The 18,052-nt window shown below is 65.8% G+C and carries 15 protein-coding genes; 3 read left to right on the top strand and 12 right to left on the bottom strand.

The genetic code is table 11. From position 1 onward, the window contains the following. Position 1 precedes the first annotated feature (1 nt). The gene (locus E5X34_RS20605; protein WP_292568368.1) at positions 2-1,741 is read left to right on the top strand and encodes a hydantoinase B/oxoprolinase family protein; all 1,740 of its coding nucleotides are present in this window, start codon (positions 2-4) and stop codon (positions 1,739-1,741) included. Between the two features lie 212 nt (positions 1,742-1,953). Here E5X34_RS20605 and E5X34_RS20600 read toward each other — a convergent pair whose 3' ends face one another. Genes E5X34_RS20600 through E5X34_RS20575 form a run of 6 tightly spaced genes read right to left on the bottom strand, consistent with a single transcriptional unit; the run spans position 1,954 to position 9,048 of the window. Continuing rightward, positions 1,954-2,415, bottom strand: coding sequence for a MarR family transcriptional regulator (locus E5X34_RS20600; protein ID WP_292568487.1), 462 nt, complete (start codon positions 2,413-2,415; stop codon positions 1,954-1,956). Beyond that, the gene (locus E5X34_RS20595) at positions 2,412-2,996 is read right to left on the bottom strand and encodes an amino acid synthesis family protein (RefSeq protein ID WP_292568366.1); all 585 of its coding nucleotides are present in this window, start codon (positions 2,994-2,996) and stop codon (positions 2,412-2,414) included. The genes E5X34_RS20600 and E5X34_RS20595 overlap by 4 nt, the downstream gene beginning before the upstream one ends. Then, complete coding sequence (locus E5X34_RS20590) at positions 2,989-3,873, bottom strand: UPF0280 family protein (protein WP_292568364.1); 885 nt, start codon at positions 3,871-3,873, stop codon at positions 2,989-2,991. The genes E5X34_RS20595 and E5X34_RS20590 overlap by 8 nt, the downstream gene beginning before the upstream one ends. Next, the gene (locus tag E5X34_RS20585; RefSeq protein WP_292568362.1) at positions 3,873-5,414 is read right to left on the bottom strand and encodes a 6-hydroxynicotinate reductase; all 1,542 of its coding nucleotides are present in this window, start codon (positions 5,412-5,414) and stop codon (positions 3,873-3,875) included. The genes E5X34_RS20590 and E5X34_RS20585 overlap by 1 nt, the downstream gene beginning before the upstream one ends. After that, entirely contained in the window at positions 5,411-8,194 is a 2,784-nt protein-coding gene (locus tag E5X34_RS20580; RefSeq protein ID WP_292568360.1) for a molybdopterin-dependent oxidoreductase, read from the bottom strand. Before E5X34_RS20580 ends, E5X34_RS20585 begins: the two co-directional genes overlap by 4 nt. Beyond that, a complete protein-coding gene (locus E5X34_RS20575) occupies positions 8,191-9,048 on the bottom strand; it encodes a xanthine dehydrogenase family protein subunit M (RefSeq protein WP_292568359.1) in 858 nt (285 codons plus the stop codon). The genes E5X34_RS20580 and E5X34_RS20575 overlap by 4 nt, the downstream gene beginning before the upstream one ends. 298 nt (positions 9,049-9,346) lie before the next feature. Between E5X34_RS20575 and pncA the strand changes: the two genes are divergently transcribed. Next, positions 9,347-9,961, top strand: coding sequence for a bifunctional nicotinamidase/pyrazinamidase (pncA, locus tag E5X34_RS20570; RefSeq protein ID WP_126079973.1), 615 nt, complete (start codon positions 9,347-9,349; stop codon positions 9,959-9,961). Between the two features lie 244 nt (positions 9,962-10,205). After that, positions 10,206-11,588, top strand: a complete 1,383-nt coding sequence (locus E5X34_RS20565) for a sodium:proton antiporter (RefSeq protein WP_292568356.1) — start codon at positions 10,206-10,208, stop codon at positions 11,586-11,588. 219 nt (positions 11,589-11,807) lie between these two features. Here the strand turns inward: E5X34_RS20565 and E5X34_RS20560 are convergent, their stop codons facing one another. From E5X34_RS20560 to E5X34_RS20535, 6 genes are all read right to left on the bottom strand, one after another. Then, positions 11,808-12,536 (bottom strand): ABC transporter ATP-binding protein, encoded by a 729-nt coding sequence (locus E5X34_RS20560; protein ID WP_292568354.1) that lies wholly within the window; start codon positions 12,534-12,536, stop codon positions 11,808-11,810. Then, positions 12,529-13,257, bottom strand: coding sequence for an ABC transporter ATP-binding protein (locus E5X34_RS20555; RefSeq protein WP_292568352.1), 729 nt, complete (start codon positions 13,255-13,257; stop codon positions 12,529-12,531). The genes E5X34_RS20560 and E5X34_RS20555 overlap by 8 nt, the downstream gene beginning before the upstream one ends. After that, the gene (locus E5X34_RS20550; RefSeq protein ID WP_292568350.1) at positions 13,254-14,216 is read right to left on the bottom strand and encodes a branched-chain amino acid ABC transporter permease; all 963 of its coding nucleotides are present in this window, start codon (positions 14,214-14,216) and stop codon (positions 13,254-13,256) included. The genes E5X34_RS20555 and E5X34_RS20550 overlap by 4 nt, the downstream gene beginning before the upstream one ends. Beyond that, the gene (locus E5X34_RS20545; protein WP_292568348.1) at positions 14,213-15,094 is read right to left on the bottom strand and encodes a branched-chain amino acid ABC transporter permease; all 882 of its coding nucleotides are present in this window, start codon (positions 15,092-15,094) and stop codon (positions 14,213-14,215) included. Before E5X34_RS20545 ends, E5X34_RS20550 begins: the two co-directional genes overlap by 4 nt. A gap of 158 nt (positions 15,095-15,252) precedes the next feature. Beyond that, on the bottom strand, positions 15,253-16,557 hold the full coding sequence (locus E5X34_RS20540; RefSeq protein ID WP_292313925.1) for an ABC transporter substrate-binding protein: 1,305 nt from the start codon (positions 16,555-16,557) through the stop codon (positions 15,253-15,255). Positions 16,558-16,713: 156 nt separating this feature from the next. Next, positions 16,714-18,052, bottom strand: a 1,339-nt coding sequence (locus tag E5X34_RS20535) for a hypothetical protein (protein ID WP_292568345.1), incomplete at its 5' end; no start/stop codon positions are given.

Raw genomic sequence — 18,052 nt, 5'->3', positions numbered from 1 at the left:
GATGGCAAAGCTCGACACGATCACGCTTTCGGTGCTGCAGGCGGCGCTGCAGCAGGTCTGCGACGAGATGGACCTGACTTTCTCGCGCGCCGCTTTCTCGCCAGTGATCGCCGAAGCCAATGACCGCTCGGACGGCATCTATTCGGCGGTCGACGGCTCGCTGATCGCGCAAGGCAGTCAGGGCCTGCCGGTGTTCGTCGGCGTGATGCAATATTCGACCAGGACGGTGATCGAGATGATCGCCGATGGCCGCTGCCTGGCGCCCGAACCGGGCGACATCTACATCGTCAACGACCCTTATCTCGGCGGCACGCATCTGATGGATGTGCGCTTCGTCATGCCGGTCTATCGCGGCGGCAAGATCTTTTGCTGGCTGTCCAACACTGGACATTGGCCGGACATTGGCGGCTCGGTGCCAGGTGGGTTTTCGGCCTCGGCCACCGCAGTCGAGCAGGAGGGCCTGCGGCTGCCGCCGGTGAAACTGTTCAAGAAGGGCGTGCTTGATCCCGAGATCTACGCGATCATCTGCTCGAACATCCGCGTCGCCGACCAGCGCATCGGCGACATCCGCGCGCAGGCGGCGGCATTGCTGATCGGCCAGGACAGGCTCAATGAAATCCTCGATCGTTACGGTGATGAAACCGTCGTTGAGGCGATCGCCGAACTGCGCCGCCGCGCCGCCGAGCAGATGCGCGCCTCGATCGCCGTCATACCGGACGGTGTCTACCGCTCGCAGGCCTTCGTCGATTCCGACGGAGTGGTGAACGAACCGCTGACCATCAACCTCGCCGTCGAGAAAAAGGGCGATACGCTGACCTTCGACTTTGCCGGCTCCTCAAAACCTTGCGCCGGACCGATGAACAGCGTGCTGGCGACGACGCTGTCGTCGGTCTACCTCGCCATGCGTCACATCTTCCCGGAAGTACCGATCAGTGCCGGCGCCTTCGAGCCGCTCGCCGTCAAGCGGCCGGAGGGCACGTTCCTCGATGCGAAGTATCCGCGCCCGGTTTCGGGATGCGCGGCGGAGGTCTCGCAGCGCATTGCCGAGGCGGTGTTCGCCGCGATGGTGCAGGCGCTGCCGGAGAAAGTAACGGCGGCGCCCGCCGGCTCCAGCGGCAATTTCGCGCTCGGCGGCAACGATCCGGCGCGTGGCCGAGACTATGTGATGTACCAGATCTCGGGCGGCGGCTATGGCGGCAATGCCGGCCATGACGGCTTGAGCAATGGCTGCTCGACCATCGGCATCTCGAAATCGCCGCCGGTCGAGATCATGGAGCAGGCTTTTCCGGTGCTTTACCGGCACTATGCGCTGCGCGAAGGCTCGGGCGGCGCCGGCAAACATCGCGGCGGCTTTGGGCTCGCCTACGAGGTCGAGATCCTGCGCGGCGAGGCACGCGCGTCCTTCGTCATGGATCACGGCCGCTTCGGGCCGCAGGGCGCGCTCGGCGGCAGGGACGGCGCGCCGAACAGCGTGACTGTGTTCCGAGGCGGCGAAGCGCATGTGCCGCCGCATCTTTCCAAGGAACAGGACATCGCGCTCAAGGCCGGCGACCGCGTCCGCGTCGGCACGCCCGGCGGCGGCGGCTACGGCGATCCGCGCGAGCGGGACGCGCGGTTGGTCGCGGAGGATGTTCGGCTGGGGTACTATACGGCCGAACAGGCCAGGGAGATGTTCGGGGTTGTTCCTTCAGCGGATGGATCGGCAATCGACCGGACCGCGGCGCCTGAGAAGCACGGATAGAGGCGCCGGCGGGACAGCGCCCCCCTCTGGCCTGCCGGCCATCTCCCCCGCAAGGGGGGAGATCAGATGTCACCGCCGCTTTCACCAATCACCAGTGTTGCAGAAAGATGCCAGCGCCGAAACCGCCAATCTCCCCCCTCGTGGGGGAGATGTCCGGCAGGACAGGGGGGCGCGAAGGATCGCTCGCGCTGGTCACTGACCGAGAGGACGCTCTACGCCAGCTTCGCCAGCAGCCGCAAAAACGTCGCGGCCTCCTTCGCCGTCAGCGGCGCCAGGGTCTCCTCGGTGATGGCGCGGGCAAGCGGGATCAGCCGCTCGATCGCCTGGCGGCCTTCCGGCGTCAGATTGACCAGCAGCCGCCTTTTGTCGACCTCGTGCTTGGAGACCTCGACCAGCCCCCGCGCTTTCAGCCGGTCGATGACGCCCTTCACGGTGGCCGCGTCCATGGCGATCAGCGTTCCGAGCTGGTTCTGCGAGGTCTCGCCGATGTCGTAAAGCTTGGCCAAAGCCGCGAATTGCGGCGGCGTCAGATCGCCGATATGCGAGGCGAAGATCGAGACATGGCGCTGATGTGCCTTGCGCAGGATGAAGCCGACCTGATCCTGCAGATGGTAGTTGTTCTCGTCGCCGTCCTCGGCCTCGACCAGCCGCAGCAGATTGTCCTCGCCGCTCATCTGAGGCCGTCCCATGCCTTGATGTCCTCAGCCGCAAGGCCGCCCATGCGGTTGTGGACGCGCGGGCCGCAGGTCATGGCGAGGCAGAACAGGATCTCGTCGGGACGCGGGCCGTCGCTGATGCCGACCTCCATGGCGTCGAAATGGCTGCGCACATAGGCGGCGTTGATGTGGCCGAGCGGCACGTCGAGCCTCGAGCCGAACGCGCCGACCTTCTTGGCCGACGGCACGATCGCCTTGGCGTCGCCGAGCCGCTCGCGCATGGCATAGCCGCCGGGCACGTGCCACAGCGCGCCGTGTTCAAGCTCGCCGGCGGAACCGACGATGGCGCCCTTGCCGTAGCCGTCGATCTTCTTCACATCGCCGCCGAGCGCCGCGATCAGCCTGTCGGAGAGCAGGAGCCCGAGCGGCTTCAAATCTTCCATCGCGCCTTGCAGGTCCTCGACATAGCGGCCGGCAAAGGGGTTCTTGACCACGGCAAGGGCGGCTGCACGCAGGCGCGGTTGCTTGGCCACGGGCCCGCCGTCGTGGAAAATCTCTTCGGTCAAGACCGCGACCTTGCGGATCGGAAAGTCAGGCATGGGCAGTTTCCTTCGCTTGACGCTTGTTGGGCGCGGTGAGCGCCACTGAACCGCTGATGCGGGCCTCGCCCGCCAGAAACAGCGCCGAGGCCGCGACCAGGCCGCGCCGGCGAAAATCTTCGGCGACGGCGAGGCCATTGTCCAGCGCCCGGGCAATGTCGCCCGGCGAAAGCGCGCCGACGCTCTGCGTCACCAGTTGCTCTCCGAGATCGCTGTCGGGCGCCAGGTCGCGCGCCGGAACGCGCGCGATGGCATGGTGACCAGGCAGGTCGACGGCGTTGGCAATCAGCGTTGCCGCCGCATCGGCCTCGGCGCCGGTCGGCGCGAGAACGGTGACGGCATCGGCGATGCCGAACGAAAACGACCGGCCGCGCCAGCCGCTGGTGGCAACACCGCGCACGCCATCCTCGGCGCGGATGCCGACGCGATCGGCCATGCCGTTCCCGGTGCCGGCGATCGCCACCGTCATCGACTGTTCCCTGCCGAGATAGAGGGCGCAGTCGCCGCCATTGTTGACGTAAGCGCGGTCGAGCCGGCGGCCAGCGAGCATCGCGGCAAGAATTTCGTCGGCTACCGAACCGGCAACGGCGGCCATCGGCGTGATGAAGCATTCCGCCAATGGCATGACGGCTGCTTCCATGCGGCGCGCCGTCGGCCCGGCGAAATCGCGCGGCGCCAGGAAGAAGGCCGGCAGGCGCAATTCCGGAAGCTCTTCGACCAGCTCCATCAGGATCGTCTGGAAGCGTGCGACCGCCTGCTCGTAGGCGGCGCGACGCTCGTCGTCAGAGCCAAAGGCTTCAACGATGAGGTCGATCGGCCCATGGTTGAGATGGAGCCGCCGTCCGTCGGCAAGCCAATGCGCCTGCGGGCCGTTCATCAGCCGGCACCATTCGCCGCTGCGCGCCGCAGCTGCGCCAGCGGCGGCCAGGGGTTGTTGATCGGCGCGCCGGTGCCGCGGCGCGGGTTGAGATACTCGCCGCCCTTGGCGAGGATATCCTCGACGCTGCGGATCTCATTCTCGTAGCCGCCGAGCCGCACATAATCGTCGCGGCGCATGGTGAACTCGATCGGCGCGACCAGAGCCGGCGTCGGCACGTAGCCGAAGGCGCCTTCCGGCACGCGGGTGACGTCCACCATCAGCGTGATGCCGCCGCCCGGCCAGACATAGACCGGCGCGCCGCCCACCGTCACGTAGGTTCTCAGGCCCTGCACCGAGCGGGTGAGATTGACCGGGTTTTCGGTTACGCCGGCGCGCAGCGAGCCGCCGGCGCCGCCGATGAACAGAACTGTGCAGAGCGCCGGCTCGCAATTGTCCTCGATCAGGCCGACGGACTTTTGCAGCCGCTCAGGAAATGGCTTCTGGACCGGCTTCAACGCGTCGTCCAGCTCGTAATAGGCGAACTGCTCGCCGGTGGTCGACACCATCAGCAGCGACAGGCCGGGACGTGCGCCCTTCTTGGCGTTCCAATCGCCGAGGATCGACAGCGGGTCGGAGATCGTAGTGCCACCCCAGCCGAGGCCGGGCTCCGAGACCTTGAAATAGCGGCCGGGCGTCGAACGTCGGCCGATGATCTTTATGCCGGTGTCTTCCCAGCCCAGCACCTTGCCGGCCTGATGCTCGGAGACGACGCCGGTGATGTGGTCGTCGACCACCACCACCTCGTCGACCAGGCCGCGCCATTGCGTGGCGAACATGCCGATGGTGGCCGAGCCGCAGCCGACCCGCATGCGGTGCTCGACCTTGCCGTCGATGACCGGCGGCTTGCCGGCCTCGACGATGACCGTCGCGCCGCCATCGATGGTAAGCTCGACCGGCTTGCGGTTGCACAGGTTGAGCAGCGCGTCGCAAGTGGCGCGGCCTTCCTGCTTGGAGCCGCCGGTCAAATGATGGACGCCGCCGAGCGACAGCATCTGCGAGCCGTATTCGCCTGTGGTGACATGGCCGATCGCCTCGCCTTGCGAGCGCACGATCGCCGTCTCGTCGCCGATATGGCGGTCGGTGTCGATCTTCACCTTGACGCCGCAGTAGGAGAATATCCCTTCGGTGACGACGGTGACGAGGTCGACGCCCTCGACCTCCTGGCTGACGATGAAGGGCGCCGGCTTATAATCGGGATAGGTGGTGCCGGCGCCGATCGCGGTGACGAAGCGCCTTCCGGTGTTGACCAGCTCGCCGTTCCAGGCCTCGCCCTCGGCAATGAAAGGCACGACCGCGCCGCCGGTCTCGGCGGCATGGTCGAGGATGGTCAGCGGATCCATGCGCACGATGCGGCCGCCGACATTGCCGTAGCGGTCGCAGGCGCCGGTGCGGCCGTCGGCGATGTAGCACATGACCGGACAGGCATCGCAGCGGATCTTCTCCGCCACCCGCTTCTCGCCGGGGTCATGGGTTTCGAAACGTTCGGCAAGCTCGCTCATCGGCGCGCCTCCTTCTCGCGGATCGCCGCCAGGATGCGGCTCGGCGTCGCCGGCACCTTGGTGACCAGGACGCCTGTGGCGTGGCGGATGGCATTGAGGATCGCCGGCGCGGTGGGGATCAGCACATGCTCGCCAAGGCCCTTGGCGCCGAAGGGTCCTTCCGTATCCGGAACCTCGACCAATATGTGCTCGACCGGCGGCACGTCGCCGATGGTCGGGATGAGGTAATCGTGCAAATTCTCAGTGCGGCCGGGGATATATTCTTCCATCAGCGCCATGCCGATGCCCTGCGCGATGCCGCCCTCGATCTGGCCCTCGACCAGCACCGGGTTGATCGCCCTGCCCACGTCGTGCGCGGCGGTGATCTTGATCAGCTTCACGGTGCCGAGCTTGAGATCGACCTCGAGCTCGGCGATCTGCGCGCCATAGCCATAGACGGCGTAGGGCTTGCCCTGGCCCTTGGCGTCGAGCGGCAGTGTGGGTGGGTCGTAGGTTTCTTCCGCGACGAACACCATGCCGTCGGCATCGACCTTCAACTCGGACAGATCGATGCGCCGCGCGGCATCGCCTTCGCGGATGGAAAGGTTCGCGCCGTCGAGCGCAATCGTCGCCTGTTCCGAGACGTTGGCGAAGCGCAGGATTTTTTCGCGCAAGGCGCGGCCTGCCTTCTCCGCCGCCTTGCCCGTTACAAAAGTCTGGCGCGAGGCGGATGTTTTGCCGGCGTCGGGCGTGATGGCGGTGTCGGCGCTCTTCAGCTTGAACTTGTCCAGCGGCAGCCCGAGCGCGTCGGCGCAGATCTGGGTGATGACGGTGTTGGAGCCCTGGCCGATATCGACCGCGCCCTGATGCAGCACGACGTCGCCCGAGACCGAGATGCCGACCTTGATGGTCGAGGGATTGGGCAGCGAGGTGTTGCCGCAGCCATACCAGCAGGAGGCGACGCCGACGCCGCGCTTGCTAGCCGTGCTGGCGGTGTTGAACGCTTCCGCGTCGGCCAGCGCGCGCGTCCAGTGCGGCTGAAGCTGCTCCAGGCATTCGCCGATGCCAACACCCGATTCCAGGCGCTGGCCGGTGACGGTCGCGCAGCCGTCGCGCAGGCAGTTCTTCAGGCGGAAATCCAGACGGTCCATACCGAGCTTGCCGGCGAGCTCGTCATAGAGCGTTTCCTGCATGATGGTGGCCTGCGGCACGCCGAAACCCCGGAAGGCGCCGGCGATCGGGCCGTTGGTATGAATGGCGTAGCCTGTGGCGCGGTAGTTTGGCGTCAGATAAGGGCCGGAGGCGTGCACCGGCACGCGGTTGGCGACCGTCGGCCCCCAGCTTGCGTAAGCCCCGGTGTTGAAATCGCCCTCGAAGACCATGCCGGTGATATGGCCCTCGGCATCAGCGCCGATGGTCGCCTTCATCTCGGCCGGATGACGCTTAGTGGTCGACATCATCGATTCATTGCGGGTGTAGGCAAGCGCCGCCGGCCGCCCGGTCTTCATCGCGACGAGGCCGATGAGAGGCTGCAGCGAGACGTCGAGCTTCGAGCCGAAACCGCCGCCGGTGGCGGTCGGCACGATGCGAACCTTGTCGACGGCAAGGCCAAGAACCTTGGCCGTGTCGTCGCGATCCATATAGGGCGCCTGGGTGCAGGCGACGACGACCAGCGTGTCGCCCTCCATATAAGCGTAGCCGGCTTCCGGCTCGATATAGGCATGCTCGACAAAGGAGGTTTCGATGACGCCGGAGACGGTGACCGCGGCGGCGGCGAGCGCTCGTTCCGGATCGCCGCGCTCGACATAGCCGGAGGTCAAAAGGTTCGCCGGACGGTGGCTATGAATCAGCGCGGCCCCATCGGCCTTGGCCTCGCGCGGCTGCAGCAGATGCGGCAGTTCGGTCCAGGCGATCGGAAAATCCGTCAGGTCGAGGTCGAGGATGGCCTCGCGCTCGCCCGCCACAAGCGCCACCGCCTCGCCGCGCAGACGGACAACGCCTTCGGCCAAAGCCGGCTGGTCGGCAAAGGGGCCGATGACGCCGAAGCAGTTCTTGCCGGGAATATCCGCAGCAGTGAAGATTCCGGCGATGCCGGGATGCGCTTTGATCCAGGCATCGAGATCGCCGAAGCTGAAGCCGGCATGATAGTGCGGCGAGCGGACCACCAGCACAGACAGCGCATCGGTCGGGAAGGAATCGCCGCCGAACTTCTCGTCGCCGGTGACCTTCGGCACGCCGTCGAGCCGGATCGGCGAGGCACCGACCGCGTGGCCCATCTCCGGCAGGCGAAGGTCGATGCCGTTCATATGCCGCGAGGCCTGCATCACCGCCGCGACGATTTTTCGATAGCCGGTGCAGCGGCAGAGCACGCCGCCCAGCGCATCCTGCGTCTCGGCTTCGCTGGGTGTCGGGTTGCGTTCCAAAAGCGCGGTGGCCGCGACCAGCAGGCCGGGCGTGCAGATACCGCATTGCGCGGCGCCATGTTCGAGGAAGGAGGCCTGCAGCGCCGAAAGCCTGCCATTGGCAAGGCCTTCGACGGTGGTCACGGAAGCGCCGGTGACGGACGCCGCCGGCACAAGGCAGGCGCAGACCGGATTGCCGTCGACCAGCACCGTGCAGGCGCCGCAATCGCCGGCATCGCAGCCGACCTTGGTGCCGGTCAGCCGCAACTCGTCGCGCAACACCTGAGACAGGCGCCGGACCGGCGGCACGGAGACGCTGACGGAGGCACCGTTGACCTCAAAGGCAATGTCGGTGCGTTCCATGCCTGACTGTGCCATGCCGGGTTGGACCATGCTCATGCGGCCACCTTGCTTTCGCCGAGGCCGATTGCGGCACACACCGCGCGCGCAACGATCTCGCGCGCCGCGTCCTGCCGGTACTCGGCGCTGCCGCGCACATCGGAGATCGGCGACAGTTCATCCATGGGCGCCGACATCACCGCGTCGGCAAGCGCCTCGTTGATCGGACGCCCGCGCAGGGCCGCCTCGACGCCGGCGACGCGGCGGGCGACCGCGGAGCAGGAGCCGACCGCGATCACCGCTTCGGCGACGACGCCATTCTCGACCACGAGCCGCGCCGCGGCCATGGCAATCGAGATGACGAGGTAGCGCCGCGCGCCGAGCTTGACGAAGGCCGAGCTGCCGACCGCGGAACGCTTCGGCACGCGAATGGCGGTGACCATCTCGCCCGGCTGCAGCGCCGTGCGGCGATTGCCAAGGACGAACGCGTCGAGCGGCAGATGGCGGATGGCAGGCGCGGAGCGCAACTCGACATCGGCGTCGAGCGTCAGCAGCGCAGGCACGCCGTCGGCGGCGGGCGAGGCGTTGCAGAGATTGCCGGCGACCGAGGCGACATTCTGGATCTGTACCGAGCCGACCTCGCGTGCTGCGGCCTTCAGCGCGTCGAAGGCAGGCGGCAGCTTGTGACGGACAATATCGGTCCAGGTGGTGCGGGCGCCGATCCGCCAGCATTCGTCTGTCTCTTCGATGCCGCGCAGTTCGGCGAGGCCGTTGATGTCGAGGATGTTGTCCCGGAAAGGTTTTGCGCCCTGGGCGGGGTAGAAATCGGTGCCGCCGGCAAGAATGCGCCAGCGATCCTCGCCAAGCAGAGCGAGCGCCTCGTCGACCGTGGTGGGTTTCGCGTAACGGATCACGCTCTGCCTTCCAGAACCTTCCCAGAAACGAGCCGTCCCCGATTGGCCCGCCCAAAGCGCCTTGCCCTGGGATTTTCCGCCGGTATCCAGACCGGTCAAATTCATTCGTATGCAAATGATATCAGGCCGGTCGGAATTGTCAAAGCCGGAGTTGGCGCGGCAAGGACCTGAACGCGATTGTTATGGTGCCGGAGGTTGACGCCGCCGCCCATCTGGTCAAGGTTCCGTGTCCGGTCGCGTCAGCGGCTTTGGACTGGAGCCTCAAGCCAATACGAGGGGCCAAACGAGAGGGAACCGCATGGCCGACGAAGCGCTCATCGTCATCGACCTGCAGAACGATTTTTGCCCAGGCGGCGCGCTGGCGGTGGCCGGCGGCGACGAGATCGTGCCTTTGGTCAACGACCTGATCCGGCGGACCGATCATGTGATCCTGACGCAGGACTGGCACCCGGCCGGACATTCGAGCTTCGCCTCGAGCCATCCGGGCAAACAGCCCTTCGAGACGATCGAGATGCCTTACGGGCCGCAGACGCTGTGGCCGGACCATTGCATCCAGGGCAGCCTCGGTTCCGATTTCCATTCCGGGCTCGCCTGGACCAAGGCCGAGCTGGTGCTCCGCAAGGGGTTCCGCACAGCGATCGACTCCTATTCGGCGTTCTTCGAGAACGACCATAAGACACCGACCGGCCTTGGCGGCTATCTCAAGGAGCGCGGCATCGACACGATCACACTGGTCGGGCTCGCCACCGATTTCTGCGTTGCCTTTTCCGCACTCGACGCGGTGAAGCAGGGTTTCAAGACGACAGTCCGGCTCGACGCCTGCCGCGGCATCGACCTCAACGGCTCGGTGGAGGCGATGCTGAAGCGCATGCGCGAAGCCGGCGTGACGCTCGAAGACCACTCGGCGGATTGATCGGCCTGTGGGGAAGCTCCCCCTCACCCGGATTGCGGGCTCCCCCTTCTCCCCTTGTGGGAGAAGGTGTCGCCGAAGGCGACGGATGAGGGGTGCTCCAGGGAACGTCGGCGCCTCACTCCGCTGGAACACCCCTCATCCGTCTCGGCGCTACGCGCCGATCCACCTTCTCCCACAAGGGGAGAAGGGGAAGGCGCGCGGCGGCCGGACGAAGGGGTTTTTCTCATTCGCTTCACTTGCCGTATTGCTACTATTCCCAGCACAGGCGTTCGCCGCCGAAATCCATGAACTGCCCGGCGCCGCCATGTCGCTCTGGTGGGGATTGCCCTTTGCCGGCCTGCTGCTGTCGATCGCGACCGGACCGCTGCTCTTTCATCACCTGTGGGAACATCATTACGGCAAGATCGCCGCCGGCTGGGCGGCGCTGGCGGTGGTCCCGCTTGCGATCGCGTTCGGTATCCCCGCTGCAGGCGAGGCCGTGCTGCACACGCTGCTCACCGAATACATGTCCTTCATCATCCTGTTGTTCGCGCTCTACACCATCTCGGGCGGCATCCTGCTTGCCGGCAACATCCACGGCACGCCGCTCACAAATGCCGGGCTGCTGCTCATCGGCGCGCTGCTTGCCTCGGTCATCGGCACGACCGGCGCCTCGATGATCCTGATCCGGCCGATGCTGCGCGCCAACGACAACCGGCCGTTCAACGCCCATGTGGTGATCTTCTTCATCTTCCTAGTCTCCAACATCGGCGGCTCGCTGACGCCGCTCGGCGACCCGCCGCTGTTCGTCGGCTTCCTGCGCGGCGTGGATTTCTTCTGGACAACGGTGCACATCCTGCCGGACACGCTTTTTGTCGGCGGGCTGGTGCTGGCAGTGTTCCTGGCGATTGATCTGGTCCTGCACCGCCGCGAAGCCGGCATGCCGAAGATCAAGGACCCGACGCCTGATACAAAGGTGCGCCTGCGCGGGCTGGCCAACCTGCCGCTGCTCGCCGGCGTGATCGGCGCGATCCTGCTTTCGGCGAGTTGGAAGCCGGGCGTCAGCATCCCAATCCTTGGCGTCAGCCTCGAGTTGCAGAACCTGGTGCGCGACGCCATCATCCTGGTGCTGGCCTTCCTGTCGCTGAAGGTCTCCTACAAGAGCCACCGCGAGGCCAACGGCTTCACCTGGGGCCCGATCGCCGAGGTGGCGAAATTGTTTGCCGGCATCTTCATCTGCATCGTGCCGGTCATCGCCATCCTGCGGGCCGGCCATGACGGCGCGCTGGCGCCGCTGGTGGCGCTTGTCACCTCCGCTGACGGCCAGCCCAACGATCTGGCCTATTTCTGGCTGACCGGGGCGCTGTCTTCCTTCCTCGACAACGCGCCGACCTATCTGGTGTTCTTCGAGCTTGCCGGCGGTGATGCCCAGCACCTGATGACTGAGGCAGCCTCGACGCTGGCCGCGATCTCGGCGGGAGCGGTGTTCATGGGCGCCAACACCTATATCGGCAACGCGCCGAACTTCATGGTCTTCGCCATCGCCAGGCATCGCGGCTTCAAGATGCCGGGTTTCTTCGGCTATATGATGTGGTCCGGCCTTGTGCTGATCCCGACGTTCTTGATTGCCGGGTTTTTGTTTTTCTGAAGCGAAGGACACTGGCGCTGTCCTTCATTGTCCTGGGTTCCTCGCCCCCGCAAAGCGGGGGAGAGGTGGCCGCGAAGCGGCCGGAGCGGGGGCTTTCGTAGGGCGCTCCCCTCTCCGTCTCGGCTTCGCCGAGCCACCTCTCCCCACTTTACGTGGGGCGAGGAACAACCTGATCGTCGCCACGCCCGCCAATTTCGAGGCTGCGGCAGTTTCAGGACCTCAGCCCACTCCAACATATCTTCGCACCGCCGAGGGATCCGCCCGCAGCGCCTCGACGTCGACCGTCTCGCGGTTGCGGCCGTTCTCGATGAAGCAAACCCGATCAGCGACCGAGAGCACGGCGTCGACGCGCTGCTCGACCAGGATGGTGGAGACGCCGAGCTCGCGCAGCTTGGCCACCGTCTCGCGGATCCTGGCGATCATCGACGGCATCAGGCCCTCGGTCGGCTCGTCGAGCAACAGCACCTGCGGCTCGAGGCAGAGCGCGCGGGCCATGGCAAGCATCTGCTGCTCGCCGCCGGAGAGCGTGCCTGAACGCTGCTTCAGCCGCTCGCGCAGCAGCGGGAAGAGATCGAGGACGTTCTCGCGCGTCTGCTTGCCCTTGCCGCGCGCCATGAGACCGATCTCGATGTTTTCCGCCACACTCATCTCGGCGAACAGGCGCCTGCCCTGCGGCACATAGGCGACGCCTGCCTTCGGCACGTCATGCGCGGCGAGCCCGGTCAGTTCCTTGCCATCCAATCTGATCGAGCCGCTTGCTGCCGGGACCAGCCCCATGATGGCCTTCAGCGTCGTCGTCTTGCCGGCGCCGTTGCGGCCGAACAGGCACAGCACCTCGCCCTTGTTCAAGGCCAGGTCGAGGCCGTAGAGCACCTGCACCTCGCCATAGAAGCAGTCGAGGCCGGCAATGGTGAGCAATCCGTCATTGGTTCCAACGGAGTCAGCCATGGGTCGCTCCGAGATAGGCGTCCTGGACTTCGCCGTTTGCGCGGATCTCGCCCGGCGTGCCCTCTGCGAGGATCTTGCCCGAATTGAAGACGGTGATGCGGTCGGCGAGTCCCATGACGACCGGCATGTTGTGCTCGATCAGAAGAACCGTCGCGTCCCTGGCGATCCCGCGGACCAGCGCGATGAAATTGTCGATCTCACTGTCGGCAAGGCCTTGCGTTGGCTCGTCGAGGATGAGCAGGCGCGGCTTCAGCGCCAGGCCCATCGCCACTTCCAGCAGACGCTGATGGCCATAGGAAAGGTGCGCGGCCAGCGTGCCGGCGCGGTCGGCAAGTCCGGTGCGCTCCAGCGCCGCCATGACGCCGGTCCTGACCTGCCCCTTGGTGCGGCCGTCCGTCAGCGTGCGCTGCACCGGCAGCGCGACATTGTCGAAGACCGTGAGGTTGGCGAAGACGCTGGTGATCTGGAACGTGTAGGCGACGCCGAGCCTGACCCGTTGGTAGGCCGGCATGGCGGTGATGTCGACGCCGTCGAAGACAACGGCACCCGACGATGGCCGGATGCGGCCCGAGAGCAGGCTGACGAACGTCGTCTTGCCAGCGCCGTTGGGGCCGATGACAGCGCGGATCTCGCCCGGCATCAGCGCGAAGTCGACGCCGTCGACGGCGCGCAGGCCGCCGAACTGGCGCGAGAGACCCTTGGTGGTGAGCAGCGGCGTCATGGCAGCCACCCCAGCCAGCGCTCGCGGATGCTGCCCATGATGCCCTTCGGGGCAAACAGGACGAGCAGGATGAGCGCCACGCCGACGATCAGCAGATAGGCCGAGGTGAAGCCGCTGGTGATGTCGGTGACATAATACATGAACAGGGTGCCGATGAGCGGACCGAGCGTGGTCGCGGCGCCGCCGAGCAGCACCCAAAGCAGCGGCAGGATGGAATACTGGATCGACGCGAAATTCGATCCGACATAGCCGAACAGCAGCGCATAGGCGGCGCCCGACGCCGAGCAGATGGCGCCGGAGGCGACGACCGCGACCAGCTTGTTGGCGACCGTGTCATAGCCAAGCATCTTCGTGCGTTCTTCGTTCTCCCGGATGGCGACCAGCACACGGCCGAAGCGGGAGCGGACAAGGGCGAGCGTGATGAGCAGCACGACCGAGAACAGCGCCAGCGCGCCCATGTAGCGCACCGTCGGATCGGTCAGGTCGAACGAGACGCCGCCGATCGCGATCACCCGGGATGCCTGCTGGATGACCAGTCCCTGGTCGCCGCCGGTCCAGGCGGCGAAATAGAGGATCATCAGATAGAAGACCTGGGCGAACATCATGGTGACGATCATGAAGGCCACGCCCGAGGTGCGCAGCGCCAGCAAGCCGATGACCAGGGCGAGCAGCGCGCCACAGGCAATACCGGCGACTAAGGCTTCCGGCACGCCCCAGCCGAGATGGTAGACGGTCAGGCCCGCGCCATAGAGGCCGGCCGAGAAGAACATGGCGTGGCCGAGGCTGAGCAGGCCGACATAGCCGAAGAGCAGGTTGTAGCCCATGGCAAAGACCGCCAGCGCCATGATGCGGGCAAACAGGCCCTGATGGTAATCCGGCATGATGAAGTTCAGCGCGAACAAAAGCATGATGACGCCGATATGCAGGGCGTAGGTCTTTGCCGGCGAAGCATCCCTCATCGCGGCGCGGTCCCGAACAGGCCCTGCGGCCGGAACACCAGCACCATGGCGACCACCAGCGTGGCGATGATCTTGGCGAGCGTCGGCGAGAAGAACATCGAGATGATGCCGTCGGAGAGGCCGATCAGGACGGCGGCGACGACGGTTCCGCGGAGCGATCCCAGGCCACCGATGATGACGACGATGAAGGAGAGCAGCAGCGGGTCCTGCCCCATCAGATAATGCGCCTGGCTGATCGGCACGATCAGCACCGCGGCGATCGCGGCCAGCATGGCGCCGATGGCGAAGACGCCGGCATAGACGCGCTCGACCGGAATGCCGAAGGCCTGCGCCGTCTCGCGGTCATATTGGGTGGCGCGCATGATCAGGCCGATCTTGGTGCGGGTCAGCACCAGCCAGGTGATCACGAGCAGGACGGTGGAAGCGGCAACCACCGACAGCTTGTAGCCGGAATAGCCGAACCACGGCAGTAGGATGCGGTAGCTGAAAGGCGGCTCAACCGGGCGCGCTTCCGGCCCGTAGAAGGTGAGCGCCAGCTGCTGGATGATGTAGAGCATGCCGATGGTGGCGACGATGGTGCTTTCGGGATTGTAATTCAGCCGCCGCAGCACCAGCCATTCGGCGAGAAACGCGACCAGCCCGACCAGCAAGGGCGCGATCACAAGTGCTGCCACAAAGCCGATGGCCGGGTGGCCGGAAATCGCCGTCGAGATCGCCCAGGCGAGCACGGCGCCCAGCATGAAGAATTCGCCATGGGCGACATTGACGATGCGCATGACGCCGAACACCAGCGACAGGCCGAGCGCCGTCAGCGCCAGCACGGCGGAGGTGACCAGGCCTTCAAGGACGGCAAGGAGGAGGTGGGGTCCGAAATGCATCAGGGCGCCCTTGCCCTCCCCTTGTGGGGAGGGTGACCGCGTAGCGGTCGGGTGGGGGGTGGGGCAAGGGCCATCGCGGCCCGCTCCCCGTCTCACTGGCTTCGCGAAATGCGAAGCCAGTTCGCCGACCCTCCCCACAAAGGGGGAGGGTAAGGCGCCTACAGCGCCTGCGTCGTATAATCCCCTTCCGGCTCGTAGAGGCCGTCCTCGATCTTGGTCTTGTGCACGACCTTGAGCTTGCCGCCTTCGACCTTGGAGATGTTCTGGATGCCGAAACACTGGTGAATCTTGCCGTTGAAGGTCTTCGGGCCCTGCGGATGTTCCGGTCCCTCGGCGAATTCCTTCAGCGCCTCGGTCGCCTCGACCAGCTTGGCGCGGTCCTCCGGTCCCTTGTAGCCGGCATCTTCCATCGCCTTCTTGACGACGTAGAGCGTTTCCCAGCAGCCGAACATGTGCGATGCGGTGGAGATGTCCTTGGGATCGCCGACCGCGGCGCCATTGTCGTCGATGCCGACGGCGGCGCGATAGGCCTTCTGCGCGGCGGAATCATCGGGCTGCGCGTAGCGCGGCGAGCCTTCCCAGAAATGGCTGCCGTCGAGGAATTCGAGGCCGGGGCTGTTGATGTCGACGGCCTCAAGCGAATCCATGAAGCCGAAAAGCTGCGGCCTCTGCGAACCGTAGAACTCGCCGAGTTCCTTGACGAAGGTGAGCACCGCAGGGCCGACCATGACGTGGTAAATCACCTCGGTCTCGGCCGGGATCTGCGGGAAGTATTTGGTAAAGGAAGATTCCGTCGGCGGGATGGCGATCTGGGCGATGACGTCGGCGCCTTGCGCCTTCAGCGCCGGCGGCAGGTAGTCGCGATGATCGTAGCCGAAGGCGAAGTCGGGGAAGATCTGCGTCACCTTCTTGCCGGCGTTCGCCGCGATCCATGGCGCCATGGACTGGATCTGGCTCTTCACGTCGGTGATGCCGGGCTGGAAGACGTAGCGGTTGAGCTTGGTGGAGGCGACGTGGTGGCCTTCGCTGACCACGAAATAGGGGATCTTGTTCTCACCCGCGGCGGGCGCCGAGCCGATCACGACATGCGAGAACAAAGTGCCGAAGACGATGTCGGTCTTGTGCTGCTTGGCGAATTTGTTGACCACCTCGGCGCCGCGCGCCGGATCGGTGCCGTCATCCTCGATCACCAGCTCGACCTTGCGGCCGCTGATGCCGCCGGCGTCGTTTATCGCCTTGACGGCGGCAGCACTTGTCTTCTCGTACCAGCGGCCATAGGCGGCCCCGATGCCGGTGCGGTGCGACTGGAAGCCTATTCTGATCGGCGCCGAGCTCTGCGCCTGGCTGTAGCGCACGAAGCCGGGCGCTAGCGCAAGGCCCGCGCCGGCGGCGATGCCCTTCAGCGCGGTGCGGCGCGACAGCGTCGTCTTGGAGAGGTCGAAAAATCCGTTCTTGTCAGCCATGTCGGTTCCCCTGTTTTTTTCAGTCTTGACCAGCGATAAGGCGGCTCGATCCTCCTTGCCTGGAGGACGCGAAAATTGCATGTGTACAAACTAAATCACCAAAGCTTTGGCCTGGCAAGCGAGCTTTACCCGACGGCATCATTGGCACGCTTTGTGTCATCCGGCGGTCGGCGTGGCAAGCAACCAAAGGCCGAAGATCGTGTAGGCGATCATCAGCAAGGTGAGTGGCAATTGACTGAGCGCTGCGCGCGACGGCTGTTTGTGGAGCCGCCAGGCAAGGCCATGCGCGACGAGCACTGCCAGCACATGCCCGGCGATGATGACGCCGGCCTGGATGTTCCACAGCCACCAGGCCGACTGAGCGCCAGCAACGACGCCCGCTTCGACCATCCTATTGGCGGTTCCGAACAGATTCCAGCCGAGCGCGAACGGGTCGGAGAGCGCGACCAGTGCAAACTGGCCGTCGACCAGAAGCACGGTGAGGTAATGCGCGATGTGGTAGGCAAGCGCGATCGGCACGATCGACCAGACCAGCAGGCCGGCTGCCTCGCCGAAAGAATGATCTTCGCCGACGAGGCGTTGGCCGAGAAAGACGGCCAGGGCGAACACCGCCGCCAGCAAGACGAAGGTGAGCACCACGCCAAAACTGCCGATGCCGATCAGCGCGGTGCGGCCGGGATATTCCAGCGGATTGATGCCGAACAGGCCAAGCCAGAAGAAGGTTTTCGACAGGCCGTCGAAGGATACTGACGACAGCGCCAGCAGGAGGAAGGCCGTGCCGCTCAGCGGCAGCGGCTCGGCGGCAAGCAGCTTGGCGCCGGGCCAGCAGAGGGAGAGGCGGCCTTCAAGGCGCTCGACAGGCGCGAAGCGGGCAACCATCGAGAAGAAAACCGTCAGGAATTCGCCGCGTTTGCTCCAGGCGTCGTAGCCGAAGACGAGCATGGCGACGAAGCTTGCCAGCCAGTAGAGGCCGGCGGCAAAGGCGAGGCGGGCCGGATCGTCGGGGGCGGGATCGATCAGCTCGAACCAGGCGAAGGCGAAGAACAGCACGAAGGCCGGCCAGTAGCCGAGCCAGTTGGGCAGGCGCGATCGGTTTTCATCGTCCGCAGGAAGGCCGAAGACGCGAGAGGCGACACGCCACGGCCCGTACCATGGGTTGAGCCACGACCAGAGATCGCCGAGCAAGCCCTGCAGCAGCGTGAAGCCTTGCCAGAGCAGCGTCCAGATCACCAAGGGGACGGGGTTGGAGAGCGGGTCGCGGCTGCCGAGAAAGCCGGCGGCGACGAGAAGTATGAAGCCGGCAAAGGAAATCAAGCTGACGAGCGCGCGCGGAGCATCGCCGAAGGTGAACAGGGTCAAGCGCCGGCGCCAGAAGCGGTCGAGGGCGGCGGGCGGCAGCAGCGCCAGGACGAGGAAGCTGATGGCGACGGCCAGCGCGCCGCCGGCGATGTAGTAGCCGGTCGGGAGAAGCAGGACGTGGCCACGGTCGGAGGCG

The sequence above is a fragment of the Mesorhizobium sp. genome (assembly GCF_004963255.1).
Classification (GTDB): domain Bacteria; phylum Pseudomonadota; class Alphaproteobacteria; order Rhizobiales; family Rhizobiaceae; genus Mesorhizobium.
The sequence above is the reverse complement of the archived record's forward strand: the minus strand, read 5'-3'. Positions and strand labels throughout refer to the sequence as shown.